The sequence below is a fragment of the Bradyrhizobium lupini genome, assembly GCF_040939785.1.
GTDB classification, from domain to species: Bacteria; Pseudomonadota; Alphaproteobacteria; order Rhizobiales; family Xanthobacteraceae; genus Bradyrhizobium; species Bradyrhizobium canariense_D.
In genome coordinates, this window is sequence record NZ_CP162553.1 from 6,898,175 (window position 1) to 6,920,708 (window position 22,534).

29 protein-coding genes and 2 pseudogenes are annotated in these 22,534 nt (G+C 65.0%); 17 read left to right on the forward strand and 14 right to left on the reverse strand.

What is annotated here, in order from left to right:
- Positions 1-188 precede the first annotated feature (188 nt).
- A complete protein-coding gene (locus AB3L03_RS32985) occupies positions 189-647 on the forward strand; it encodes a Spy/CpxP family protein refolding chaperone (RefSeq protein WP_368507803.1) in 459 nt (152 codons plus the stop codon).
- 112 nt (positions 648-759) lie between these two features.
- Here AB3L03_RS32985 and AB3L03_RS32990 read toward each other — a convergent pair whose 3' ends face one another.
- Complete coding sequence (locus AB3L03_RS32990) at positions 760-1,539, reverse strand: nucleoside phosphorylase (RefSeq protein WP_368507804.1); 780 nt, start codon at positions 1,537-1,539, stop codon at positions 760-762.
- Positions 1,540-1,574: 35 nt separating this feature from the next.
- On the opposite strand from AB3L03_RS32990, the pseudogene AB3L03_RS32995 reads away from it, so the two are divergent.
- The 6 genes and pseudogenes from AB3L03_RS32995 (at position 1,575) to AB3L03_RS33020 (ending at position 7,971) form a co-directional block, all read left to right on the forward strand.
- Positions 1,575-2,200 (forward strand): annotated as a pseudogene (locus tag AB3L03_RS32995) (trans-aconitate 2-methyltransferase).
- A gap of 31 nt (positions 2,201-2,231) precedes the next feature.
- On the forward strand, positions 2,232-2,444 hold the full coding sequence (locus AB3L03_RS33000; RefSeq protein WP_368507805.1) for a GDCCVxC domain-containing (seleno)protein: 213 nt from the start codon (positions 2,232-2,234) through the stop codon (positions 2,442-2,444).
- A gap of 76 nt (positions 2,445-2,520) precedes the next feature.
- On the forward strand, positions 2,521-2,868 hold the full coding sequence (locus AB3L03_RS33005; protein WP_368507806.1) for a hypothetical protein: 348 nt from the start codon (positions 2,521-2,523) through the stop codon (positions 2,866-2,868).
- 95 nt (positions 2,869-2,963) lie between these two features.
- A complete protein-coding gene (locus tag AB3L03_RS33010) occupies positions 2,964-3,371 on the forward strand; it encodes a FixH family protein (RefSeq protein WP_368507807.1) in 408 nt (135 codons plus the stop codon).
- Complete coding sequence (locus tag AB3L03_RS33015; protein ID WP_368507808.1) at positions 3,368-4,789, forward strand: efflux RND transporter periplasmic adaptor subunit; 1,422 nt, start codon at positions 3,368-3,370, stop codon at positions 4,787-4,789. Before AB3L03_RS33010 ends, AB3L03_RS33015 begins: the two co-directional genes overlap by 4 nt.
- Positions 4,786-7,971, forward strand: coding sequence for an efflux RND transporter permease subunit (locus AB3L03_RS33020; protein WP_368507809.1), 3,186 nt, complete (start codon positions 4,786-4,788; stop codon positions 7,969-7,971). The genes AB3L03_RS33015 and AB3L03_RS33020 overlap by 4 nt, the downstream gene beginning before the upstream one ends.
- A gap of 569 nt (positions 7,972-8,540) precedes the next feature.
- Here the strand turns inward: AB3L03_RS33020 and AB3L03_RS33025 are convergent.
- Entirely contained in the window at positions 8,541-8,849 is a 309-nt protein-coding gene (locus AB3L03_RS33025) for a hypothetical protein (protein WP_368507810.1), read from the reverse strand.
- A 145-nt stretch (positions 8,850-8,994) separates the two neighbouring features.
- Here AB3L03_RS33025 and AB3L03_RS33030 point away from each other — a divergent pair.
- Together AB3L03_RS33030 and AB3L03_RS33035 are read left to right on the forward strand one after the other, a co-directional pair.
- Positions 8,995-9,450, forward strand: a pseudogene (locus tag AB3L03_RS33030) (abortive infection family protein); the annotation flags it as partial.
- 224 nt (positions 9,451-9,674) lie between these two features.
- Positions 9,675-9,902: a hypothetical protein gene (locus tag AB3L03_RS33035; RefSeq protein ID WP_368507811.1), complete on the forward strand. Its 228-nt coding sequence runs from the start codon at positions 9,675-9,677 to the stop codon at positions 9,900-9,902.
- Here the strand turns inward: AB3L03_RS33035 and AB3L03_RS33040 are convergent.
- The 9 genes from AB3L03_RS33040 to AB3L03_RS33080 form a co-directional block, all read right to left on the reverse strand.
- Positions 9,899-11,776, reverse strand: coding sequence for a coiled-coil domain-containing protein (locus AB3L03_RS33040; protein WP_368507812.1), 1,878 nt, complete (start codon positions 11,774-11,776; stop codon positions 9,899-9,901). The two genes, AB3L03_RS33035 and AB3L03_RS33040, sit on opposite strands and share 4 nt — an antisense overlap.
- A 2-nt stretch (positions 11,777-11,778) precedes the next feature.
- Complete coding sequence (locus AB3L03_RS33045) at positions 11,779-12,282, reverse strand: ABC-three component system middle component 2 (protein ID WP_368507813.1); 504 nt, start codon at positions 12,280-12,282, stop codon at positions 11,779-11,781.
- Complete coding sequence (locus AB3L03_RS33050; RefSeq protein ID WP_368507814.1) at positions 12,270-13,271, reverse strand: ABC-three component system protein; 1,002 nt, start codon at positions 13,269-13,271, stop codon at positions 12,270-12,272. Before AB3L03_RS33050 ends, AB3L03_RS33045 begins: the two co-directional genes overlap by 13 nt.
- A gap of 1,346 nt (positions 13,272-14,617) precedes the next feature.
- Complete coding sequence (locus tag AB3L03_RS33055; protein ID WP_368507815.1) at positions 14,618-14,917, reverse strand: hypothetical protein; 300 nt, start codon at positions 14,915-14,917, stop codon at positions 14,618-14,620.
- Positions 14,914-15,555: a hypothetical protein gene (locus AB3L03_RS33060; protein WP_368507816.1), complete on the reverse strand. Its 642-nt coding sequence runs from the start codon at positions 15,553-15,555 to the stop codon at positions 14,914-14,916. Before AB3L03_RS33060 ends, AB3L03_RS33055 begins: the two co-directional genes overlap by 4 nt.
- A 350-nt stretch (positions 15,556-15,905) precedes the next feature.
- Positions 15,906-16,253 (reverse strand): hypothetical protein, encoded by a 348-nt coding sequence (locus tag AB3L03_RS33065; protein ID WP_007602855.1) that lies wholly within the window; start codon positions 16,251-16,253, stop codon positions 15,906-15,908.
- Positions 16,250-16,558 carry a hypothetical protein gene (locus tag AB3L03_RS33070; RefSeq protein ID WP_368507817.1) on the reverse strand — a complete coding sequence of 103 codons (309 nt, stop codon included), beginning with the start codon at positions 16,556-16,558 and terminating at the stop codon, positions 16,250-16,252. The genes AB3L03_RS33065 and AB3L03_RS33070 overlap by 4 nt, the downstream gene beginning before the upstream one ends.
- Entirely contained in the window at positions 16,558-16,839 is a 282-nt protein-coding gene (locus tag AB3L03_RS33075; RefSeq protein ID WP_368507818.1) for a hypothetical protein, read from the reverse strand. Before AB3L03_RS33075 ends, AB3L03_RS33070 begins: the two co-directional genes overlap by 1 nt.
- 50 nt (positions 16,840-16,889) lie before the next feature.
- Positions 16,890-17,186, reverse strand: coding sequence for a hypothetical protein (locus tag AB3L03_RS33080; protein ID WP_368507819.1), 297 nt, complete (start codon positions 17,184-17,186; stop codon positions 16,890-16,892).
- 143 nt (positions 17,187-17,329) lie between these two features.
- Here AB3L03_RS33080 and AB3L03_RS33085 point away from each other — a divergent pair, with 143 nt between their 5' ends.
- The gene (locus tag AB3L03_RS33085) at positions 17,330-17,875 is read left to right on the forward strand and encodes a hypothetical protein (protein WP_368507820.1); all 546 of its coding nucleotides are present in this window, start codon (positions 17,330-17,332) and stop codon (positions 17,873-17,875) included.
- On the opposite strand, the gene AB3L03_RS33090 is transcribed toward AB3L03_RS33085, so the two are convergent.
- Complete coding sequence (locus AB3L03_RS33090) at positions 17,821-18,111, reverse strand: hypothetical protein (protein ID WP_007602865.1); 291 nt, start codon at positions 18,109-18,111, stop codon at positions 17,821-17,823. The two genes, AB3L03_RS33085 and AB3L03_RS33090, sit on opposite strands and share 55 nt — an antisense overlap.
- 148 nt (positions 18,112-18,259) lie before the next feature.
- Between AB3L03_RS33090 and AB3L03_RS33095 the strand changes: the two genes are divergently transcribed.
- The 3 genes from AB3L03_RS33095 to AB3L03_RS33105 are packed head-to-tail and all read left to right on the forward strand — an operon-like array spanning position 18,260 to position 19,450.
- Positions 18,260-18,793, forward strand: a complete 534-nt coding sequence (locus tag AB3L03_RS33095; protein ID WP_368507821.1) for a hypothetical protein — start codon at positions 18,260-18,262, stop codon at positions 18,791-18,793.
- 35 nt (positions 18,794-18,828) lie between these two features.
- On the forward strand, positions 18,829-19,098 hold the full coding sequence (locus AB3L03_RS33100) for a hypothetical protein (protein ID WP_368507822.1): 270 nt from the start codon (positions 18,829-18,831) through the stop codon (positions 19,096-19,098).
- 49 nt (positions 19,099-19,147) lie between these two features.
- Positions 19,148-19,450, forward strand: coding sequence for a hypothetical protein (locus tag AB3L03_RS33105; RefSeq protein ID WP_368507823.1), 303 nt, complete (start codon positions 19,148-19,150; stop codon positions 19,448-19,450).
- A gap of 30 nt (positions 19,451-19,480) precedes the next feature.
- Here AB3L03_RS33105 and AB3L03_RS33110 read toward each other — a convergent pair whose 3' ends face one another.
- Entirely contained in the window at positions 19,481-19,750 is a 270-nt protein-coding gene (locus AB3L03_RS33110; RefSeq protein WP_368507824.1) for a hypothetical protein, read from the reverse strand.
- Positions 19,751-20,004: 254 nt separating this feature from the next.
- On the opposite strand from AB3L03_RS33110, the gene AB3L03_RS33115 reads away from it, so the two are divergent.
- From AB3L03_RS33115 to AB3L03_RS33130, 4 genes are read left to right on the forward strand one after another with little or no spacing between them, the layout of a single operon-like run.
- Positions 20,005-20,229 carry a hypothetical protein gene (locus tag AB3L03_RS33115; RefSeq protein WP_368507825.1) on the forward strand — a complete coding sequence of 75 codons (225 nt, stop codon included), beginning with the start codon at positions 20,005-20,007 and terminating at the stop codon, positions 20,227-20,229.
- Positions 20,229-20,870, forward strand: a complete 642-nt coding sequence (locus AB3L03_RS33120) for a hypothetical protein (RefSeq protein WP_368507826.1) — start codon at positions 20,229-20,231, stop codon at positions 20,868-20,870. The genes AB3L03_RS33115 and AB3L03_RS33120 overlap by 1 nt, the downstream gene beginning before the upstream one ends.
- The gene (locus AB3L03_RS33125) at positions 20,870-21,202 is read left to right on the forward strand and encodes a hypothetical protein (RefSeq protein WP_368509102.1); all 333 of its coding nucleotides are present in this window, start codon (positions 20,870-20,872) and stop codon (positions 21,200-21,202) included. Before AB3L03_RS33120 ends, AB3L03_RS33125 begins: the two co-directional genes overlap by 1 nt.
- The gene (locus AB3L03_RS33130; RefSeq protein ID WP_368507827.1) at positions 21,177-21,446 is read left to right on the forward strand and encodes a hypothetical protein; all 270 of its coding nucleotides are present in this window, start codon (positions 21,177-21,179) and stop codon (positions 21,444-21,446) included. Before AB3L03_RS33125 ends, AB3L03_RS33130 begins: the two co-directional genes overlap by 26 nt.
- Here AB3L03_RS33130 and ligD read toward each other — a convergent pair.
- A complete protein-coding gene (ligD, locus tag AB3L03_RS33135; RefSeq protein WP_368507828.1) occupies positions 21,443-22,414 on the reverse strand; it encodes a non-homologous end-joining DNA ligase in 972 nt (323 codons plus the stop codon). The genes AB3L03_RS33130 and ligD overlap by 4 nt on opposite strands.
- Positions 22,415-22,534: the final 120 nt, after the last annotated feature.

The following is a 22,534-nucleotide window of genomic DNA, read 5'->3' on the forward strand; positions in this document are numbered from 1 at the left end:
GCAAGCCACCTAGCGGGTAATGGCTCTTGATCTGCCGTCCCGGCCCGATCATGCTCACGGCGGTCGGCGCCGTTGGGGCGGCCCGCCGAAAAGTGCAAGGGATGAAACGATGAAAGTCTTGCTCGCTGTTTTTTTCGGTTTCGCTGGTCTGTGCCGCTGCGGCTCTCGCCCAAAGTCCATATGCCGGCATGCAGACCCGTTCGATCAAGGCGGTGTCCGATCAGCAGGGGACCGATCTCCGGGAGGGACGCGGAATGGGGCTCGCCCTTGCCGCCGAACTCAACGGCTATCCTGGCCCTTCTCACGTCCTTGAACTAACCGACGGGTTGGACCTCACGCCCGCGCAACGCCTTCGTGTCCAGGAGCTCTTCGACACCATGAAGGCGGAGGCCGTTCCGGTCGGGGTCCGGCTGTTGTCGCAGGAAGCAACTCTTGACGAACAGTTCGCCAGCCGCACCCTGAACGAAGAGACCCTGAAGAAGTCCGTCGACGAAATCGCACTGACGCAAGGCGCGTTGCGCGCCATCCATCTCAAGCATCATCTTCTGGTTCGGACGATTTTGAATGGCGAGCAGCTGACGAAGTATGCGCAATTGAGGGGGTATACTGCGGACGGCTCCATGCCAGCGCACCGTCATCCGCACTAGGTCTCCTGCCGCGAAAGCGGCCCACGCCCGAACCTGTGCTTCCCCACGGGCCCATGCCGGTCCGGGGTTCAGCGAGGGCCGCATGCGCAGAGTTCATGTGATCTCTCGTCCCTCAAGCGTTGACGAGCACTTCGATCAGGCGAAGCGCATCCGCGGTACCATCCGCTTCGCCCTTCTCGAAATCCTGCTCGCCGAGGCCCATCGTGTTTGTGACGTGAGCGATGCAAAGAACCTTCGCCTGCTTGGCTTCGGCGAACGCGTAGAGCGCCGCCGCTTCCATTTCGACCGCCAGGATGCCGCGATTTCGCGCCTGCGCGATCGCGTGTTCGGTCTCTCGAAAAGGAGCGTCCGTCGTCCAGCTGTCGCCGGTCATCACGTTCAACCCCGAATCCTCCGCAGCACGCGCCATGGTCGCGAGGAGTCGAGGTTCGGCACGCGCAAACTCTGCCGGATCGGCGTAATGGTAGCTGGTTCCTTCGTCCCGCAACGCCCGGTCGATCATCACGAAGTACGGCGGTGCTCTTACCGCCTTGATTTGGCCCGCCGAGGTGACGCTGATCAGCAGCTTGCATTCACTCGCGAACAATTCTTCCGCAACGAGAACGGCAAAAGGAGCGCCGACCGCGCAACCCACGATACCGATCCGCCTGCCGGCATCGAGGTCAAACGTATAGAGGTCCGTGTGGTAGCATGGCCAATCCTCCGCACGTCGAGCCCGTCCATCCCGCCTCAATCGGCGGACGATGTCGCCATCGGGATCGAGCACGCAGACTTCCGGTACGGACTTGAACGCGAGTTGTTTCTGTCGTCTTGCTTCCCGAAGCAATGCTCTGGGCTCGAATACCGAAGGGGCGGCGGAGTTCTTGTTGTCGAGAATTGGTGGGATACCCATACTGCACAACCGGAAAAAGCTGGAGGACGACCGGCATGTCAGCCGTGGATCGTGAGGCGCACTGGCAAAATGTCTACAGCACGAAAGGCGAGAAGGAAGTCAGTTGGTTTCAGGAAAAGCCCTCGAAATCGCTCGAGTTGATCGCACGTTGCGGCGCGGATCCGGACAGTGCCATCATCGACGTCGGCGGCGGCGCATCCCGTCTTGTAGACGAATTGCTGAAGGCCGAGTATCGCAACGTCACCATCCTCGATCTGTCGGAAGCCGCGCTCGCCACCTCGCGCGAGCGGATCGGTTCCCGGTCGGAGGAGGTCAAATGGATCTCCGGAGACGCGACGACCTGGCAGCCATCCGAGCAGTACGACATCTGGCATGATCGGGCCGCCTTTCATTTTCTGACGGAAGCACAAGACAGGCAAGATTACCTCGCGCGGCTCAAGTCGGCGCTTCGCCACGGTGGAAAGTTCATCATCGGCACATTTGCGCTCGACGGCCCCGAGCGGTGCAGTGGACCCCGGTGCAGCGCTACGACGCCAACGGTTTGGCGGCCGTGCTCGGTCCCGACTTCCGCTTGCTTTCCCATGAGTTGGAGGAGCATCGGACGCCTTGGGGAGCCTTGCAGATGTTCCAGTTCAGTAGCTTCACCTTCAGTCCTGGGTGACAGAGATAAGGTCCAGAGGGAAGGAATCGCCTTGCAACTCGAATCGACGCTGACGTGCCCCGATTGTGGCCACCGCAGCCTGGAAGTTATGCCCCAGGACGCCTGCCAGTTCTTCTACGACTGCAAGGGCTGCGGGGTTCGTTTGAAGCCGAAGGCCGGCGACTGTTGCGTTTTCTGCAGCTTCGGGTCGGTCCCGTGCCCGCCTATTCAATCCGGAGATGCGGACGGCGCGTGCTGCGGCTGAATCCGGGAGGCCGGGCTGGCGAACATGTGAACCCGACGGACTTCCATAGTTCCTCCGTCCGTGGGATGGTCGCGGCATGCGGCGACTGCTCAAAATCGCGTTTGCGGTCTTTGTGACCCTCGGCTTGGCGTTGACGCCCTTGGCGGCGCCGGCGGCCGCTGCGCATGTTCACGCGGACTGGATGATCGACATGTCGATGTCGGCCGACATGCCCTGCTGCCCCGACGAGCAGAAGAGCCCGGACTGCCATGACTGCCCGCTGGTTGCGATGTGCGTCCTCAAGACGGCGCAGGCGGGCCCCTCCGAGTCCGCCGCCCTCCCGCTGCGGCACGCGATCCGGACCACCCACCTGGTCGCGCAAGACTTGGCCGGCGACGGTTTGACCCGTCCACCTCCCGACCAACCCCCTCGAATCCTGGCCTGAGCGGCGCCTTGACGCCGACTGCATCCGTGCGCCTCGCGCCGCGCGGGTGACGCACGCCGCCTCGGCGGCGAATTCAGGATATGAGGACACAGAACATGAAGACGTCTACCTTTGAGCGCACCGTCCAGGCGGCGTTGATCGCTGCCGCCATAGCCGGCACAAGCACGGCCGCATTGGCCGACATCAAGGACTACAAGTTCGAACTCGTCGACCAGTCGGTCCAGGCGGGGCCTGACAAGATCGTCACTGTGAGGCTGGTGAACACCAAGACCGGCAAACCTGTGCCGGATGCGGTGATCTTCGCCAGCCGTCTGGACATGGCTCCGGACGGCATGCAGGAGATGGCGACCAAGGTCACGCCCATACCGGGGGCGGAGCCCGGCACGTACCGCTTCAAGGCGACCTTCGGCATGGCGGGGCGGTGGCAGCTTTCGCTCGGCGCCAAGGTCCAGGGCGAGACCGGCACCGTCGAGAACAAGCTCGTCATCACGGCGCAGAAGTGACCCGCGCCTTCGCAGCAAGCCTCGCCGCCGCGTTGATCGCGGCGGCGGGCATCGCGTTCGTCGTCGCCGGCCCGCAGCGGCCGGCGGCGCGAGCCGTCGCCGTGATCGGCTCGGCTGCGGCAGAGGAGAGCGGCGCCCCGATCTACTACCAGGATCCCGACGGCAAGCCGTTGTACTCGCCTGTCCCGAGAAAGACCCCGGATGGCCGGGATTACCGCGCCGTGCCCGCCGGCGCCGACGTCAGCTTCGACGACGAGCAGGCGCCAAGCTCGCCGCCGGCGACAACGGCGGCCGGGGGCGCCTCCGAAGAGCGCAAGATCAAATACTACCGCAATCCCATGGGCCTGCCGGACACCTCGCCGACGCCGAAGAAGGATTCCATGGGGATGGACTACATCCCAGTCTATGAGGGCGAGGACAGCGACGACGGCTCCATCAAACTCTCGCCCGGGAAGATCCAGCGGACCGGCGTCAAGTCGGAGCCCGCAGCGATGCGGGTGATCCGCACCACTGTCAGGGCGCCGGGCACGATCGCGCTCGACCAGCGGCGGATCTCTGTCGTCGCGATGCGGGCGGAAAGCTTCATCCTGAAGGTGGCCGACGTGACGACCGGATCTCACGTGGTCAAGGGGCAGCCGCTGATGGAGGTCTACAGCCCATCCGTCTCCTCTGCTGCCGCCGAGTACCTCACCACCATCACCTCGAAGACGACCAGTGGCGACGTTCAGTATGGCCGTGGATCGCGCCAGCGCCTGATGAACCTGGACGTGCCCGATGCCGCGATCTCGGCCATCGAGAAGAGCCGGATCGTGCCGACCTCGATCGGGTGGACTTCGCCTCGCGACGGCATCGTGCTCGAGCGCAACGCCGTCGAAGGCATGCGCGTCGAGCCCGGCGGGGTCCTGTTCCGCATCGCCGACCATTCGGTCGTGTGGGCCCTGATCGACGTCGCCGAACGCGACCTCGGCATGATCGCCAAGGGCCAGCCGGTCACGGTCAAGGCGCGGAGCTTTCCCGGACGGGACTTCACGGGGAAGGTCCAGGTGATCTACCCGGAGATCAACAAGGAGACCCGGACCGCGCGCGTCCGCATCGAACTGCAGAATCCGGACCTGATCCTGCTGCATGACATGTACGTCGACGCCGACATCGACACCGGGAGCGGCGAGGCGGTCCTCACGGTGCCCGAGAGCGCCGTGATGGACACCGGCGCCCGGCAGGCCGTTTTTGTCGACAAGGGACAGGGCCGGCTGGAGCCGCGCGAGGTCAAGCTCGGCCATCGTGGCGGCGGCTTCGTGGAGATCCGGCAGGGGCTCGCGGAAGGCGACGCCGTGGTGGTCTCGGCGAACTTCCTGATCGACGCCGAAAGCAATCTGAAGGCCGCCCTGAAGGGCTTTGCCGAGGGGGCGCAGCAATGATCGCCCGCCTCATCGCCCGGTCCGCCCGCAACCTGCTGCTCGTTCTGTTCGGCACCGGCTTCGCCGCCGCGGCGGGGCTGTACGCGCTCCTGCATCTGCCGCTCGATGCCATCCCGGATCTCTCGGACACCCAGGTCATCGTCTACACGGAGTACCCGGGCCAGGCCCCGCAGGTGATCGAGGACCAGGTCACCTATCCGCTGACGACGGCGATGCTGACCGTGCCGAAATCGAAGGTCGTGCGCGGCTTCTCTTTCTTCGGCGTCTCCTTCGTCTACGTCATCTTCGAGGACGGCACCGACATCTATTGGGCGCGCTCGCGCGTGCTGGAATTCCTCAACGGCGCCAGCGCGCGCCTGCCTGCCGGCGTGAGCCCCACGATCGGCCCCGACGCGACCGGCGTCGGCTGGGTCTACCAGTACGCGGTCATATCGAAGGAACTGAACCTCGCCGATACCCGCACCATCCAGGACTGGAATCTGAAGTTCGCACTGGCGAAGGCCGAGGGTGTCGCCGAGGTGGCGAGCGTCGGCGGCTTCGTCAAGCAGTACAACGTGATCCTCGATCCGCAACGCATGCGCGACCGCGGCATCACCATGCAGAAGATGCGCGATGCCATCCGCGCCAGCAACGCCGACGTCGGCGGCCGGACCGTCGAACTCTCCGAGTTCGAGTATGTCATTCGAGGCAAGGGCTACATCAGGTCGATCAACGACCTCGGCGACATCGTGCTGAAGACGTCCGGCGGCACGCCGGTGCTGCTGCGCGACGTCGCGCGTGTCGAACTGGGCCCGGACGAGCGGCGCGGCATCACGGAGCTGAATGGCGAGGGCGAGGTCGCGAGCGGCATCGTGCTGCAGCGCTTCGGCCTCAATGCGCTGGAGGTCATCCAGAACGTCAAGAAACGCTTCCAGGAGATCGCCTCCAGCCTTCCGAAGTCGGTCGAGATCGTGCCGGTCTACGACCGTTCCAACCTGATCTACGCCGCCATCGACACCCTCAAGCACACGCTGTTCGAGGAAAGCGTCGTGGTCGCGCTGGTCTGCATCGTCTTCCTGCTGCACGTCCGTAGCGCCCTTGTCGCGATCCTGATGCTGCCGGTCGGCGTCCTGATGGCCTTCGGCGCCATGAAGCTGCTGGGCCTGGGCTCCAACATCATGAGCCTCGGCGGGATCGCGATCGCGATCGGCGCCATGGTCGATGCGGCCATCGTCATGATCGAGAACGCCCACAAGCACCTCGAACGCTCCGAGCCGGGAAAGCCCAGGATCGACGTCCTGATCGCCGCCGCCTCGGAGGTGGGGCCTGCACTGTTCTTCAGCCTGCTGATCATCACCGTGTCGTTCATGCCGATCTTCACGCTGGAATCGCAGGAGGGCCGGCTGTTCAGCCCGCTGGCGTTCACGAAGACCTTCTCGATGGCCGCCGCCGCGCTCCTGTCCGTGACGTTGGTGCCGGCTCTGATGGTGATCTTCGTGCGCGGGAGGATCGTTCCGGAGCACCGGAATCCGATCAACCGCGCCCTGATCTGGATCTACCGCCCGGTGATCAAGGGCGTGATGCGTGCCAAAACCTTGGTGGTTGTGCTCGCCCTCGCCGTGCTGGCCGTGAGCATCTGGCCGGCGCGCCAGCTCGGCACCGAGTTCATGCCGAACCTGAACGAAGGCACGCTGCTCTACATGCCGACGACGCTGCCGGGCATCTCGGTGACGAAGGCCGCCGAACTGATGCAGACCCAGGACCGGATCATCCGCTCGTTTCCGGAAGTGACCTCGGTCTACGGCAAGGCGGGGCGCGCTGCGACCGCCACCGACCCGGCGCCCTCGGAGATGTTCGAGACGATCGTCAACCTCAAGCCCAAGGAAAAGTGGCGTCCCGGCACGACCATCGACGGCCTGATCGCCGAAATGGACAAGGCGCTGCAATTTCCCGGGGTGTCGAATGCCTGGACCATGCCGATCAAGGCCCGCATCGACATGCTGTCCACGGGCATACGAACGCCGATCGGCGTCAAGGTGATCGGGATCGACCTGGTTGAGATCGACAAGCTCGCCAAGCAGATCGAGCAGGTCCTCAAGGCCGTGCCGGGCACCTCATCGGCCTACGCCGAGCGCGGCATCGGCGGCTACTATCTGGAGGTCACGCCGGACCGGAGCGCGCTCGCGCGGTACGGCATCATGGTCCAGGACGTGCAGGACACGATCGCGACGGCGCTCGGCGGCCAGACCGTAACCACGACCGTGGAGGGCCGTCAGCGGTTCACCGTCAACATGCGCTACCCGCGCGATCTGCGCGACAACCCGCAGGCCATCGCCAACGACGTGCTGGTGCCGATGCCCGCCGGCGGTGCGGTGCCGCTTGGTGAAGTGGCGAAGATCGCGCCGGCGCGGGGACCGACCTCTATTCGGACGGAGAACGGGCAACTCGCGACCTACATTTACGTCGATATCCGCGACCGGGACCTCGGCGGCTACGTCGCCGACGCAAAGGCCGCCGTGCAGGCCAGCATCCAATTCCCGGCAGGCTACTACGTGATGTGGAGCGGCCAGTACGAATACCTGGAGCGGGCCGCCGCGCGGCTGAAGATCGTCGTGCCGGTGACGCTGCTGATCATTTTCCTGCTGCTGTACCTGAACTTCCGTTCGATCGTGGAGACGATGATCGTGATGCTCTCGCTGCCGTTCGCGCTGGTCGGAGGGCTTTGGCTGATGTGGTGGTTGAGCTTCAACCTGTCGGTGGCCGTCGCAGTCGGGTTCATCGCACTCGCCGGCGTCGCCGCCGAGACCGGTGTCGTCATGCTGATCTATCTCAACCAGGCGCTGGCGGAGATCAAGATCGAGCGCGATCTTGAAGGGCGGGCGCTGACCCGCCGCGACCTCTACGACGCCATCATGGAGGGCGCGGTGGAGCGCGTACGTCCGAAGATGATGACCGTTGTCGCCATCATGGCCGGATTGCTGCCGATCATGTGGAGCACGGGGACCGGCTCCGAGATCATGCAGCGCATCGCGGTGCCGATGATCGGCGGCATGATCTCTTCCACGCTGCTTACGCTGATCGTGATTCCGGCGATCTTCGGGCTGGTGAAGGGCTTCGGATTGCCGCGCGACGATCGAAAGCCTCCGCCGCAAGTCGAAAAGTCGACCAAACGCCTGCAACTAGTTCCGGAGCCGGCCGAATGAGGTGAAACATGATGCAAGACATGATGCCGGGGATGATGTGGGGAATGGGACTTCTGTGGCTGCTTGTGATCGTCGTCCTGGTCCTCGCAGCCGCAGCGCTGATCAAATATCTTCGCTCCTGACGCACGGAGGCCGAAATGAAGAGAGTTTTCGTCGTCGCGCTTTCCGCAACCGCCTTGCTGTCGCCTGTCTTCGCGGAGGGCGGTCCATCGCGAGGAGAGCAGGATTTCCGGGCGTGTGCGCCGTGCCACTCGCTTCAGCCGGACCGCAACATGACCGGACCCTCTGGCGGGCTTGTGGGGGCGCAAGGCCGGGTCGTTGCCAAGCTTTGAGCGCTACTCGGACGCGTTGAAATCGTCGGGTGTCGTCTGGGAGGATCGATCACTCGACGGATGGCTCACCGATCCGCAGGCGACGAATTGACCGCCTTGGCGGATTAACAGGGCGCGGCGCCAAAAGAACGAACATGAAGATCGGTAATCGCTGAAGAGGCGGGCGAGGAAACGTCCGCCGAAGACGTAGTGGCACAGTAGCCTGGAATCCGCCTGCGTCTCGACGAAACTCGCGCGTTATTTGACGCGTCCTTTGCTTGCCAACGCGTCGACCACGCTCGAAGATCTGCCCGGCGTCCCGAGCCGTACGGCCGAACCAACCCGCTGCAGTTCGAGCCCGTCGTAGGAGAGCCGCGCGTTGAGATAGTCGATGACGGCCCGGTGGCGGTCGGGGTCGTCGAGGAAGTCGCGCGGATCGGCCGCGCGCTCGACGATGCTCCTCAGGATGGTCTGGTTGCCTTCGCGGTTGGCGCGTTCGAGCGCCTCCACGAGCGTCGGCAATCGCGAGCCGGTGCCTACCGACATCGATACGTTGCAGCCGCGCATGAAGTTCTCAAGCTTCGATGCCGACCTGTAGATGCCAATAGGACGCGCCTGGTCGTTTCCGCCGCCGCCGGAGATGACCATGGCTAAAGCTTCGATTGATTGTGGCGCAAGACGTATATGCATTGGGTTCTAAAACGCCGTCGTCGTGATCGATTTCGACACTGTCAGGCGGGATCTCGATCGCGCGCTGAAGAGCGCCGAAGACGATCTGGAGGACGCTGTGACGTCGGCGTGCTCGGTGGTCGAGAGCGTCTGCCGCTCCGTGCTGATCGAACTCGGGCTGCCGTTGCCACAGAAGAAGGACATCCAAGGCCTCTACCAGGCCGTCCGCGAGCCGCTCGGCCTCACGCCGGACAAGTCGGGCGTTCCGGACGAGATCGCCGGCGACGTGCGCGCGATCCTGGGCGGTCTGAATTCCGTCGTGAATGGCGTCGGCTCGCTCCGGACCCATGCCGGCGACGCGCACGGACGCGAACGCGGCTATCGCAGGATCGACGCACGCATCGCCAGGCTCGCGATACACTCGGCGAGCACCGCTTCGCTCTTCCTGGTCGAAACCTGGCAGAAGCAATTCCCGACGAAGCAGTTGAAATCGCACTAGGGAGGCACCGCGATGGCGGCGGAAGCCTCGGCGAACATAGCGGATGCGGTCGCGGGGGCGCCGCTATGCTGGATCTGCAAGACCAACAAGTCCGATTCCGGCGAGCACAAGACGAAGCGGAGCGATCTGCTCCGGTCTACGCGATCGTGTCGGGTCGGCCGCACCGCGAACTCCATCTGTAGTTCGGGCGCCACGACGGCGGCATCGGAAGATCGAACCTCCACGTGTGGACCTCCGATCCCCCCGGCAGCGTCTTCGGCGGCTGGCTCTACCAGCTGGACACGATCGCCCTGAGCGTGATCTACGCGCGGTCTGGCAAGTTCGAGCGTCGAAGGGATGTCTGGCACCCCCATCCATGGACGAGCCGCAAGCGATTTCAGGTCGCGGGCTTCATGTACGGCAAGCGCGACAAGGCCGAAACCGTCGTGCAGGCTGCGCCGGCGACCGCCTAATCGACCCGTCTCAATGGAAAGAGCCCGTAGCGCCCAGAGTTCGGGTTGGCCGTGAACGTCTCGACCTGCATCGGTCCTTCGACGTCCTCCGGCACGTCCTTGTTCTCGATGACGACGAACTGCCCGAGGTCCTTCAGGCTCGTTAGGTGATCGTAGAAGCGCGTCGCCAGACCCGTGTTCGTGAGTTCGACCTCGTCGGGGGACAACTCCCCGTACTTGCTGTCCAGTGGCTCGCGATAGGTGAGCAGGGGCGTGTCGAGCACGATGAATCCAGGGTGCGGGAGATTCCGTTCGCGGCAATGGATGAGCAGCGCCACGTTGACGGCCGCATGCAGGATGGCCTTCACACCTTTGCCGCTTGCGGAGCGCTCCTTGCCCCCGATAGTGACGTCGCTGGTCGCCAGATCGAACTGCGCTTCTGAGGCGCGAGGAAAACGCCAGATGCCGAGGACGTCGCGCACGGTCTTTCCGAACGCGTAAGCGGTCGGCCCGTCGACGCCGACGAGCATCTTGTCCTCCGACTTCGTGGACGGCGGCTTCGTCTCGACCTGGGACTTCTTCACGACGAGGCCGTCGCGTCGGGCGAGCAGCGAGGAAGTCGTTTCGAGCTCGCTCTTCCTGGAGGAGAAGACCTCGTAGTCGTTCCGGGCGGCGGCTTCCTTCGGCCGCGCCTCGGCGATCCTCCGCTCGATGCCGACGAGGTCGCGATCGAGCTCGACGATGGCGGTCCGCAATCCGCCGGCTTCGGCCGTCAGGGACGCTGCGGTGCGCCCAAGGTCGCGCTGTTCGCGTTCGATCTTGCGGGCCTCGGCCGCGGCCGCGGCGTGCGACCGCTGGATCTCCTCGGCTGCGTGGTTGTGCCGCTGCGCACTCGGCGGCGCGCCGCAGACGGCGCAGTCCTGTCCGCTCATCGCGCTGAGGATGAAGCCGCCTTCCTCAAGGGCTTCGAGCCGCGCGATATCGGAGCGGTAGACCGCGTCCAGACTGGCGAAGCGGCCCAGCGTGACCTCGAGCTCGGTCAGTCGCGCGTTGAATTCCAGCTTGCTGTCGGCCTTTGCCCGCCGCTCCGAGACCAGGTCGTCGATGTCGTTCTGGGCACGCTGCATGGTTTCCTGCAACGAGGCCAGCGATGCGTCGACGTCGTCCATGCGCTTCCGCAGGTCGGTGCGGTCGATCTCGCGCTCGCCCAGCTGCTCGTCGATCTGTGCGATCAGTTCGTCGAGGATCTCCACCTTCGCGGTCGTAGCCACCGAGCGCGACTTGCTCGACATCACCGTCTGAACGCCCGAGTCGTCCTGACCGGTCAGCAGGAGCCGAAATAGGTTCTTCTCGAACGTGACCTCGGTGTGCTGCTGCGAGTAGAGGATCGGACTGCGTCCGGAGATGATCAGGTCCTCTTCGATCAGAAACAGCGGCGCGAGCAGCCGGATCGACAGCTTTTCCTTCTCCGCACTGGCGTTCCTGACGATCAACTTGTCCGCAAGTCCGATCTGGTCGAGCAGAAAGTGCGAGACTGTCTCGTCCTTCTTGTTCTCGGCGAGCGCTAGAACGGTGCCCGTATTCTTTGCGGCCGCCGTTACCACGCCTTCGTGCAGCCGCACGCCGCCGCCCTTGGTCGACCGGTGGAGCGTGACCTCGCGGCCGGACGGAAGGACCAGACCCAGCCAGGCCGCGTCGTATCCGTTGCTTTCGTCGATCTTCGGCAACTTCCCGCGAGCGCCCATCATGTAGGACATCGCCTTCACGATGTAGGACTTGCCCGTGTCCGAGGCGCCGAACACGACGTTCACCCCGTCGACGAACGACAGCGCGGCCGGATCGAGACCTGGGCCAGTGAAGACGAGATGTCGAAGGGCGAAGCCGCGATGAGGCACGGTCAGCTCATCGAGGTATGCGGGATCTGGAATTCCGCCGTCCAGCGCCCGATCTTGTCGTCGACCAAGTCGCGGATCGCCGCCTTCGATAGCGAGGCGAAGCGCTCGGCGATCCAAGTGGCCCGTTTCTTCAGTTCGACGGTGTAGGGCGCCTTCAACAGGGCGAGGAAGCTCGGTGCATCCTCACTGGCGCTGAACGAGATGCCGTCCTCGCCGTCGACAACGTCGACCAGATGTACGCGCTGCATCAACAGAAGGCTGTCTTCGATCAGCCGACGCCTGACCAGAAGCTCGGCCGCCCGGTTGGGAAGATCGGGGTGGAGGCTGCCGGGCACGTCCTCTCCTTCGATGTCGCCAGTGTGCACGACCAGGTGATCGAACCACGTGAGCTCGATCAGGTCGCATTGACGCGGATGGAAGGCTTCGAGCACCACCAGGGCGCGGATCCCGGTCTCAAGCGAGGAGTTGAACGGGTGGGGAGGGGACCCCTCTGTCACTTTTTCCACGGCAACCGTCCTTCGTTCGCGAATTGATGGCAGGTGCCCTGCTTAACGGGAACCTTTGCGTAACGCCCTAGTACGCCTGCCGGCGATACCTGCGACGCTTGCGCCAGAACCTTCAGGACCCGGGCCAGACCATCGGCATGCTGATCGCGGTGCGTGTCCACGACCCCATGGTAGAGGTCGTCCTTAAAAGTCGCCAGATAGTCCGGCGGCGTCGAGTCGCGATAGTAGCGATCGAACGCCGCGGCCTCGAAATACCGCGTCCGCTGCTCGCGCAGATGCTGTCCCCAGTCCGCATCGGCCAGCGCCGCGTCGTAATCGGCGAACGTCGTGTTGCGGCGTTCCGCGTAGAGGCCGATCAGCTGCTCGATGTAGGACGCCTCTTCGTCCTGAAGCGTTTCCGGAGTGACACCGGCAGGTGCCGCGCCGGGGTCGTAGTCGAACCACTGGACGAGCGCTGGTACTGCATATTCGTCTTCGGCGAGCCCGACGGCATCGAGCCAGTAGACGCTATCGAAGGCGAAGCGTTTGATTGCGTCCCGGATCCCCAGCGTGAGCAGCACGACCTGGTTCTCGACGAGTTCCGGGGCGACGAGTTCGTCCCATTTGTCGAGGAATGCCTGCCGAAAGCGCTCCGGATGGGCGACGTAATTCTGGACGTTACGGACCACGCCCTTCGGGGCGACGAAGGTATAGGCTCGCGGCAGCCTGTAATGTCCGGCGGCCGAGTGCATGAATATCTTGCCGAGCTCGACGAACGTGTCCTTCTCCGACAGCCTAGTGGACAGCTGCTTGCACTGGAAATTGTCCCAATCGCCTTCGTGCCGCTGCCGCGTGGCGTAACCGACCACGTCGCGACCCATGTCGCCGGTGCCGGACCAACGCTGCGTTTCAGCGTAGTCGCGCGTCCGGCGCTTAGCCCAGTCCTTCACAAATCTTTCCAACGCATCGTCGTCGAGCGCCCGGATGCGAGCGGCGTAGTTCGGTATCAAGCGTTGCTCCAGATTCGGTTAACAGCCCAGCGTAGGCTTTCGGATCGATCTCCGCCATCCATCCGAAGCTCAAACGCGGCGGTCGAGGAGGGCGCACATACCGATGGCTGGGCCCCTCGCCTTGGAACCCGTGCGATTGAGCACTCACGTCATTCGTCAAGAACCCGAAGATCCGGAAGGAAGGGCCGGGGCTATACGTTTTCCTGCGCCAGAGCCGCCGGCCCCATTGCACGACCGTCCATCGAAAACTTTACCCCCTTACTAGTAGGCGGCAATGCGACGAAGGGGTCTGAACGGCCCATTTCAGTTCCTGTTCGGTGGGATCGACTACGCAGTCACGGATTCCAGTCTGGAGCAGTACGGGCCATCTTCATCCTCGCACTGGCGCGCGAGATTCCGTGCGATCCGCGGCCGACGGTCGGGGCTGCACACACGCGGCTCCAGTGCCAAATTCTCGTCTGAGACAAGTTCGGGCAACCAACGCCGCAAGGCGAAGAAACTGGCGTCAAACCGAAAAGCTCATTCGCATCAGTGGCGCAGTGACAAAATCAAGCAGCGTCTCAGTGACAAATTCAAGCGCGGACAACAATTTTGCAACCAAGGGCCATACGCCGAGCGCACGAAGTTCGCATAAGGCTTCTTATGCGAATTTCGGATCAGCTAAAACTTTTAAACGATAGCCATTCCAGTTCGACATCTGGAGCAACGGAATGGCCACGCTGGAAAACGGGACGAAGAATCCTTCGCGATCACGCGGACTGTCGGCCGAATCAGACCGTAGTCCAGCAATGCGGCCAGCCCCGAGGGGTTCCTGACCTCGGGCGAAGCCTACCGCGAGTGAGGGCGCTGCCGCCGCGGTCAAGCGTGCCTGTGAGCCGCTGATGCTGTCGCCCGGTGGACGATCCCGCCGTGCCTGGCCGTCGCCGTCCTGCTGCGCCTCTCGGCGCCCCTGGTCCGCGAGCTGAAGGCGATGATCCCGGAGGGCTTTTCACTGACGGCTCCGCATGCGCCGGCGCCGGATTTGGATCGAGAGATCAAGCGGCTGCTCGACGGCGAACGCTAGTCGACCTGCCATCATTGGATCTGCCGAGGGCTCCGAGATGTAAGAAAGCCGGGGCACAAATCGATTCATGCCCCGGCTTTCTTACATTCGGCGCCCGGCCGACGAGCAGGGAACTCACCCTTAGCTTCCTATTCGATGCATCAGCTTGCAGGCTAGTTGCGAGTCTATCGCACCGTATCTCACCGTATCTCACCGCGTCACACCGTGCGCTGAATCGGAAGCGTCACCCGTGATGCTGTCACCAGTGATGGGCAAATTGACGACGCCCCACGTTACTCACCCCCTAAGGACGCGAATGACTCCGCTGTTTCTCCACTTTCGCCGCAATCCCATTCGCAGCCAGCCAAGCCCGACCGGCGGCGGAAATCCGCCAGTCGAATTTGTCGATAGGCTCGACGAGCGCGAGCCTGGTCAGCGTGTTGGCGGCACGCGCGTGAACTGACACCTCGGAATCGAGTTCGTCGCCTGGGCCCGGCGGCCTGACCAGAATGAACGGATAATCGCTACAGTAGCGCCTGAGCACGGCGCCGCGGGCGATCGAGACCAGGAGGTGCAAGGGCCCGGGCGTCAGGCGAGGGGTCAAGCAGCGACGTCGGCAGCGCGCATCCGGCGCTCGCCGAACATCCACCACGTCCGGCCGCCGCCGCGCTTGGTGCCGTCGACCAGGTGGTTGCGGAAGCGATAGACCGTGTCCGGCGTCGATAACTCGGGCGAGACCACGTCGTTGAGCGTGTCGGCGGATTCGGCGTGCCGCGGCGTAAATCCTGCGCGTCCACCCCAGCCCGTTCCGGTCAGCCGGTAGGTGCCGCAACTGGTCAGCAGGCGGTACGGCGCATCGAGCGGTAGCGGCATCGGGTCGAGCATGGCCATGAAGACCGGGTCGTGCATGCAGTCCATGCCGGTCTTTCCCAGCGGCTTGTAGCGCTCGATGAGACCTTCGAAAAATTCGTCCGGCGGTCTGCAGCCCGGAGTGATGTAGACCGACAGGCGCTCGCCGCGGTCGTCTACCGTCGGCGGCAGCGGATCACTCGGCTGCCAGTTCGACTTGGCGGCGATACTCTCGATCGACTCCCGCTGGCCCTTCGACAAGCTGCCGCGATTATAGAGATCCATCGCTACGGAGATCAGGAATCCCTGCGTGCCGATCTGGATCGGACGGCTCTGCAGGAAGCGGACGGCGAGCGCGTTGCGCGGGTCCAACGTATAGCTGTTGATCTTCATCCTACTCCTCCATCACCAGGGAATGTCGTCGGCCGTCAGCGTGGGCTGGGTCGGCTTTGCCTGGGGCCGCATCTGCTGCCGCGGCGGGGGAGCCGGCGGGTTGAGGGCCGCGATCACCGGCTTGGCTGCGGCAGCGACGACGGGCGCGCGCGGCAGCGACGTCGGAGCCGCGGGCCTCGGCGGGGGCGCCGGCCGAGGCGGGACGACGGGTGCGGGGAGCGGTGTCGCCCTCGGTCCGTCGCGCCACGACTGCGCTGTCGCCGGCGCGACCGGAGCGGGGGACGCGGGAGCAGGGGCCGCTGGCGTCTTGGGTTTTGGCGCCGGACGGGGCGGCATGGATCCGAAATGCACTACGCTGCCTCCCGTCCGGGCATGCTGACCTCGAGCAGACGATCGACCAGATCATCGTGCTCGACGATCTCCGCCAGCTCGATCTCAGCGAGGCGCTCGCGGCTGGCGAGCTGGAACGCCGCCACGTCGGCGGCGGCGGCATCGGCCTTGGCTTTCAGAGCGTCGGCGCGGTCGCGCAGCTTGGCGAGGACGAGGTCTTCGATGTACTCCGCCGCCTCCGCTTCGGCGTAGTCGAGCATTCGCAGCTCGCCGGGCCTCAGCCCGAACAGCTTTTCGCCGCGATCCAGTCCCCGCGGCCCGAAGGCCTTGCGCAGTGCCGCTTCGATCCGTTCTCGAAATTTGCTCACAGCAGGTCTCCTCCGGTGGCCGGGGTCTTCCACGCGTTGGCGGCGTCACGCCGTCCGACGGACCTCCCATCGAGCCACGTCATGATCAGGTCGGGGATCAGCGCCTCGGGAAATCCAATCATCCGCACGAACAACATCTTGTCGCTGGAGTCGCGCACCGAGAACCATCCGCGACCCGTCGTGCCGCGCAGGGTCCGGACCACGTAGTCAGATCCGAGCACCGTGATGACCTTCTCGGTCTTCACGAGGTTACAACCGACGTCGCCGGGATCGCGCCGGGAGTCGAGATCGATGATTTCGGCCATCATGCGCACTCCAGATATTCGCGGGACCTCTTGCAGGTGGGGCAGACGCGGTTCTCGAAGCCCTCGCTCCAAAAATCGCGACCGCACTGGCGGATGCAGCGCCGCATCTTGGCGTTGACGCCGCGCTTCGTGAACGCAAGACCCATCCGGGAGGCTTGGCACGCGACGTTGCTGTAGCTGCGGCCGAGCGCCGCTGCGATCGCTGCGACGTCCGGCATGTTGCCCTCGAGATACAGCGCGGCCAGCCGCTCCTTGTCGCGCGCGGTCCAGGGCCTCTGCATGCTTCCGCTCGCGGGTGGGGCGAGGCCACGAGAACAGGTCCGGCTGCATCTCAAGCTGCATCGCGCGTGCCTCCACGCTTGGCCTTGGCCGCGAACGCGACGACGCGGTTGCGGAGCTGCGTGAGCATGACGCCGCGCTCCGCGGCCGCGTCGCGCTCGCGCTCGATGAGGTCGACGAGCCGGTTGTCGATGTCGATGGCGCTGCGCTTGCCGTCGCCGCGCAGCATCGCCCAGAGCGTCATGCGCGAGATGCCGAGCGCTGCCGCCAGGCGCGCGCGCCAGTTGGCGCCGTAAACTCCGACGCCGGTCATCGTCAGCAGGTCGGGAAGGGTCGGGTTCCTATTCACTCTCAAGCACTTCAATCGTCCACCACTCATGAACAACATACGTAAATCAGCCGCATACGTCAATCCGGTCCGAATCCTTGGCCGTTTTGCGCCTTGCAGCCGCGTCGGCCATAGTCTCCCGCGCAACTACGGAGGTGACCACGATGCTTCGATCCATCTTTTCCGCCATCAAGTCCGCGCTCGGACGGCTCTTCGGGGGTCCGTTCGCGTTCCTCTGGGAGCTGGTGCTGATGCCCGCCAGGCTCGCCGATGGTGTGATCGGCGGCGGCGTGCCGGCCCCGCCGATCGGCGACGGACCCAATGCCCGCGCGCTCAAGGACGCGATCGCCTCGGAGGCTTCCATGGCGACCAACCACGACAAGGTGTCGCGCGCGGTGCTCACCTGGGCGGCGGACTCGATCCTCGCCGATCGGCCGGCGCCGGTGCCGCTCTGGCTGCCGCGGGACGTGAAGTCGTGGCTGCCCGGTCTGTCGCGGACCGAGTGCGAAACGCTGATTTCCTCGGACAAACCGGCGATTTCCGCGCACGTCAGGAATATCTACCAGCTCAAGGGCGTGCGGCGGGTGCAGCCGCTGCAGGCCGAGACGTGGCCCCCGGTGCCGCTCTACGTCGAGCCGACACCGGGGTTCGCGCACTACGCCGCCTCGTTGCCGCCGCGGCCGATCAAGACGCGCCGGCGCGCGGCCTGATGCTTCGCCTGCTCGAGGCGGAGCTCCTCGACCTCGCGACCGGCGCGCTCGAGCTTGAACTCGGTCAGCTCGAGGATCGCTTCGAGCTCGGCGCGCCGGAACGCCTCCCAGCGGGACGCGCGTTGGGAGGCGGCGTTCCGCAGGCCGGCGCCGAGAGCGCTCGCCAACATGCACGCGCCTCCGAGCGCTCCGCACGCGAAGCTGTTGGGGTTGAAGTCGGTGTGACCTTTGCTCATCGGGGTCTCCTTCTTGACTGTTGGTGGACTACGATGTCCAATACATATTGACCTAGGAAGTACACGACGGTTATTAACGGCCGGTAAGATCGGCGGCTCGCTTTTAAGGATCCGGCCGATTTCGAGTCCTAGAACGGGAGAGGCACCCATGACGGATACCGAGAACCTGGCCGCCGGAGCGCTGTCCGCCGGCATCGACCTGATCGTTCCGCCGCCGACGATGTCGGACATCAAGGCGACCGCCGCCGAGCTGCTGGCGCACATCGACAACATCCACATGTCGACGGAGGGAAGCCTCTGGCTGAAGAACGCGCGCGCCAACGTCAGGGCCGTGCTGCTTTGCATCGATAGCCACCTCGCTGAGTTCGAGGAGAAGGAAGGCCGAGGTCGCCAAGATCGAGGCCAAGCTCGACGAGCCGCCGTCGAAGGCGGACGCGGTCGCTCTCGGCTCGCTCATGCTCGGCGCGCTCATCATCTAGCGAGCTACCGGCGCCGCCACTGCCGGGCGGGCGGGCGGCGCCGGATCGTGGGGGCCGAGGGCAGGGACTGGGAATGGGGCGAGGAAATCGCACGCAAGCGCGCCGATCTGGCCGGGTTCGTCACCGCCAGCGCGGCCGCCGTGCTGTCGGAGGAAATGAGCGAGGAGGCGCGCGGCTCGTCGCCGTCGACCTGCTTCGCCTGATGATGGCGTCGGGGCTGCAGGCCCCGTCCGCGCCGATGATCGACGTCACGCCGGCGCCGGTGGAGCGGATCGAGCGCCCCGTCGCCCGGCCGGTCGCGCAGCCGACCGCGGAGGCCCTGGTGGCGGCCCTCACGCCGCCGAAGCCACGCGGAGGCAATCGGCGGCAGTATCACCGAAGGTTCACGGACGAGAAGCTGCTGGCGGCAATCGCCGAGCACGGGCACGACAACGTCGCCCTCGCCGCCGCGCTCGGTGTCACCGATCGTCAACGTCCACCGCCGCCGCCTCGGTGTTCCGAGCCCTAAGGGCCGGAAGCGTGCTGAGGCAGCCACTAGCTCCGTGCAGGACTGGCCCGTGTCAGTCGTGCGCTGGACCACGGAGAACGTCGCGAAGCTCCGCGACATGGTCTCGCACAGCCCCCGCCCGGCGACGGAAGACGTGGCGCGTACGTTCGGCATCTCGATCAGCGCCGCGCAGACGGCGATGTCGCGCTTCGACATCACCAAAGGTGCCGTGAGCAAGGGCAACGAGCCCAAGGATTTGTCCGCGCTCACGGAACGCAAGTGCATGTCCTGCCAGCGTCCTTTCATGAGCGAGGGCATCCACAACCGCCGCTGCAGCTCGTGCAAGCGCAACGATCACTCGGTGGCGGCATGACCGGCAGCCCGCACGATCCGCTCTACGGGGTCACGCCGCATCGACGAGAATGGCGCGCGCGACGTCATTTTGCGGTGGTCTGAGATGACGCCGGAGGAGCAGGCCGCCGCGTGGCGCGACTACGAGCGGGCGTTCGGCAAGCCCAAGGAGGCGGGCAAATGAGGTTCCTCCTAGACCCCAGCCTACCGCGGCCGCGTCGTGATCAGCAAGGACCAAAACGTCATCGCCATGGCGCCGACCGTCGAAGCGCTCGCGATCGTCTCGCGTGCCGTCGTGGTCGGACACGAGCTGCGCGCGCATCCGGACACGTGCCGCACGTGCGGCGCTGGATCATCGCCGACGCAAAACGGAGGGCTGGCCTGTGAAGCTGCTGACGAACCCCGACATCCCGGCCGGCCGGGTCATGATCGCGCAGGACGGCGAAGGATTCATCTGCCGCATCGCCGCTCTCATCTACGAGCCAGGCGAGGGCGACGACGACGTGCAGATCGTCGTGAACCCGTCGACTTCGAGTTGGCCAAGGCGATGTGGTTCGAGGACAAGGGAGTGGTGCAGTGAGCTTCGGACGCGCCCTCGGAACCTCACTCTTCATCGGTGGGGTTTTCATGATCTGGCTCGCGCTGCACCTCGGCGACAAGCAGCGCGAAGAGCGCCTGACCGCCTGGAATGACTTCGTCTCGCAGCACGCCTGCCAAGTGGTCGAGCGCAGGGATACGCCTGCCGAGACCGGATTCCGATGCGACGACGGCGTGACCTACTGGAAACGAGGGAAGCTCTGATGACCGCCACCCACACCATCCCCGAGCGCCTCGTCATGCTGGTCTGCGCGCTCCTCTCGCTCGCCGTCGCCGTGTTCGTGACGGCACGCGTCTTTCCGGTCCGGCATCTGCTCACGCGCACCGAGGCCCAGTCGGCCATCGGGCTACTGCTGTCGGCGGCCCTGCTCACGCTCGGCGTCACGCTGATCGTCGACTGGCGGCGGAAGCGGAGGGCGAGGGCGCCTTTCGAATTGTTCGCGTCACTTATCAGCGACGCCCGGGCGGTGTCGCTCGACGAGTTGAGCGAGGCCGACATATTGAGGATCAGCAGCACAAAGTCATCGAGCGACTACCATGTCGATGACATCAACGAAGACGGCAGCCTCAAACCCAGGGCCTTGATGTACCCGGACAGCAATCTGAAGCAGCCGGTCCGCGCCTACGCGGACACGTTCAGCGCCGTTCCGGTGATTAAGAAGATGATGCAGGGGCGGGCCGACCCGCAGGCCGAGCTGCAGCGCCACCTCACCGCCGCGCTCGCCGTCCTGCTGCGCGAGCCGGCCCTAACGATCGATGCCAGCACCATGCGCATGCTCGCGAAGCACAAGGAAAGGCGCGCCGTCGTGCGGGACGAGAAGGGCCGCTGGAGGAGGGTGCAGTGATGCAGCTGCAGCTCTTCGACCCGCGCATGGCGCCGACCGCGACCGCAGAGATGCTGGCGGACGCCGGCCTGCGGGGCGCCATCCGGACGATGCGCAAGGACAAGGCCGGCACCGAATGGCCGTTCGTCGAAGCCATCGGTGCGATCGGCGACGCCCGCGCATGGGCCGTGGATGATCGCGGCGTGCGCTACGTCGTCTTGGACAACACGGTCTTCCGCGACGAGGAGCTCTGGTTCGCCGTGGCCTGGGTCCGCAAGGCTGCGCGAAGGCGTTCACGCGGCTGGACGAGTGCAATGAGAGGGCGCCATGAATACGACTTACACGATCCTTGAGATCAACGATGGTGGCGATCCTGAGTGCGACATCGACACCACTGTTGTACGTTGCCTTTCGGATGGCGTCGAGAGCACGATCACGCGCGTTGCATACTCGGGGAGTCACAACGTCGTCCGCTTCGAGTTCTCGAACCGAGAAGGCGTCGACGAGATCATGAGCGGAACGCCGTGCTCGTCCTCCGAGTGGATGGAGGTTCTGGACGACTTCAAGAAGGCCGTCGCAGAGCTGCCCTCTGACTAGTCCTCAGCCAGCCCCTTGAAGCTGGGGTGCCGCAGGTACCCGTCCGCCGTGATGTCGCGATACTCGACATGGGCGACCAGCTTCGGCTCGACGGCCTTGATGTGCCGCTTCGAGAACAGCTTCGTCTTCGGCGGCGGCAGCGCGTCCAGGCGCCGGCGCAGATCGGCCGAGACCTTCATCTTGAAGCCGGTGCCGACCTTGCCGACGTAGGTCAGCTTCCTGCCGTCGCGGCGGGCGACGTGCAGGGCCGCTATGCCGCCCATCGCCGGCACGTAGCCGACGATCGGGAAGGCTTCCTTCTTCGACGTCTTGATCTTCTGCCAGCTGTCGCTGCGGTCGCCGCTCCGGTACGGCGCATCCGCCCGCTTGGACACGATGCCTTCCCAATTCAGCTTCGCGGCCCCTTCGAACATCGCGGCGCCGTCGTCCATGTGATCGCTGAACAGGATCGGCGGCCCGAGCTTCGTCCGCTCGATCAGCTCCCGCAAAAGGCGCTTGCGCTCCTGCAGGGCGACGCCGCGCAGGTCGTGGCCGTCGAGGTGAAGCAGGTCGAAGCAATAGAGCAGCAGGCGGTCGTGCCGGCTGGCGGCCAGGTCGGCCTGCAGGGCCCCGAAATCCGTCCGCTCGCCGACCACGACCACGATCTCGCCGTCGATCACGGCCTGGTCGATGCCGGCCCCGGCCAGCTCGGTGGCGACGGTCGGAAAGCGCTTGGTCCAGTCCAGGCCCGAGCGCGTGTAGATGCGGGTGCCGTCGGCGGAGACGTGCACCTGGGCACGGTAACCATCGAACTTGATCTCGTGGAGCCAGGCGGCGCCCGTGGGCGGCTTCGCTTTGAGCGTGGCGAGCTGGGGAGGGATGAATCGCGGCATCGGCGCCGGGACGGCACCCTCGGGGGGTACAAAGCGGGGGCCAGAGTCGGATATTGCCCCGCCGTTGTACCCCTTTGAACCGGACTTTTTGACCATGAGGAGTCCGGATATAGGGGCACAAACACCTGATTCCGAATCCTTTTTCGGGAATAACGTGGGGAACTGGCGGCCGAATCCTTGAAACCGGGAACCGCGATCGTCATCCTGCCGGGTAGC

Coding starts and splice junctions, on each gene's coding strand:
- AB3L03_RS32985 (WP_368507803.1), top strand. CDS start 189: ATGCAGACCCGTTCGATCAAGGCGGTGTCCGATCAGCAGGGGACCGAT.
- AB3L03_RS32990 (WP_368507804.1), bottom strand. CDS start 1,539: ATGGGTATCCCACCAATTCTCGACAACAAGAACTCCGCCGCCCCTTCG.
- AB3L03_RS33005 (WP_368507806.1), top strand. CDS start 2,521: ATGCGGCGACTGCTCAAAATCGCGTTTGCGGTCTTTGTGACCCTCGGC.
- AB3L03_RS33010 (WP_368507807.1), top strand. CDS start 2,964: ATGAAGACGTCTACCTTTGAGCGCACCGTCCAGGCGGCGTTGATCGCT.
- AB3L03_RS33020 (WP_368507809.1), top strand. CDS start 4,786: ATGATCGCCCGCCTCATCGCCCGGTCCGCCCGCAACCTGCTGCTCGTT.
- AB3L03_RS33025 (WP_368507810.1), bottom strand. CDS start 8,849: ATGCGCGGCTGCAACGTATCGATGTCGGTAGGCACCGGCTCGCGATTG.
- AB3L03_RS33060 (WP_368507816.1), bottom strand. CDS start 15,555: ATGAAGATCAACAGCTATACGTTGGACCCGCGCAACGCGCTCGCCGTC.
- AB3L03_RS33070 (WP_368507817.1), bottom strand. CDS start 16,558: ATGGCCGAAATCATCGATCTCGACTCCCGGCGCGATCCCGGCGACGTC.
- AB3L03_RS33075 (WP_368507818.1), bottom strand. CDS start 16,839: ATGCAGAGGCCCTGGACCGCGCGCGACAAGGAGCGGCTGGCCGCGCTG.
- AB3L03_RS33085 (WP_368507820.1), top strand. CDS start 17,330: ATGCTTCGATCCATCTTTTCCGCCATCAAGTCCGCGCTCGGACGGCTC.
- AB3L03_RS33090 (WP_007602865.1), bottom strand. CDS start 18,111: ATGAGCAAAGGTCACACCGACTTCAACCCCAACAGCTTCGCGTGCGGA.
- AB3L03_RS33095 (WP_368507821.1), top strand. CDS start 18,260: ATGACGGATACCGAGAACCTGGCCGCCGGAGCGCTGTCCGCCGGCATC.
- AB3L03_RS33100 (WP_368507822.1), top strand. CDS start 18,829: ATGATCGACGTCACGCCGGCGCCGGTGGAGCGGATCGAGCGCCCCGTC.
- AB3L03_RS33110 (WP_368507824.1), bottom strand. CDS start 19,750: ATGCGCGCGCAGCTCGTGTCCGACCACGACGGCACGCGAGACGATCGC.
- AB3L03_RS33120 (WP_368507826.1), top strand. CDS start 20,229: ATGACCGCCACCCACACCATCCCCGAGCGCCTCGTCATGCTGGTCTGC.
- AB3L03_RS33125 (WP_368509102.1), top strand. CDS start 20,870: ATGCAGCTGCAGCTCTTCGACCCGCGCATGGCGCCGACCGCGACCGCA.
- AB3L03_RS33130 (WP_368507827.1), top strand. CDS start 21,177: ATGAATACGACTTACACGATCCTTGAGATCAACGATGGTGGCGATCCT.
- ligD (WP_368507828.1), bottom strand. CDS start 22,414: ATGGTCAAAAAGTCCGGTTCAAAGGGGTACAACGGCGGGGCAATATCC.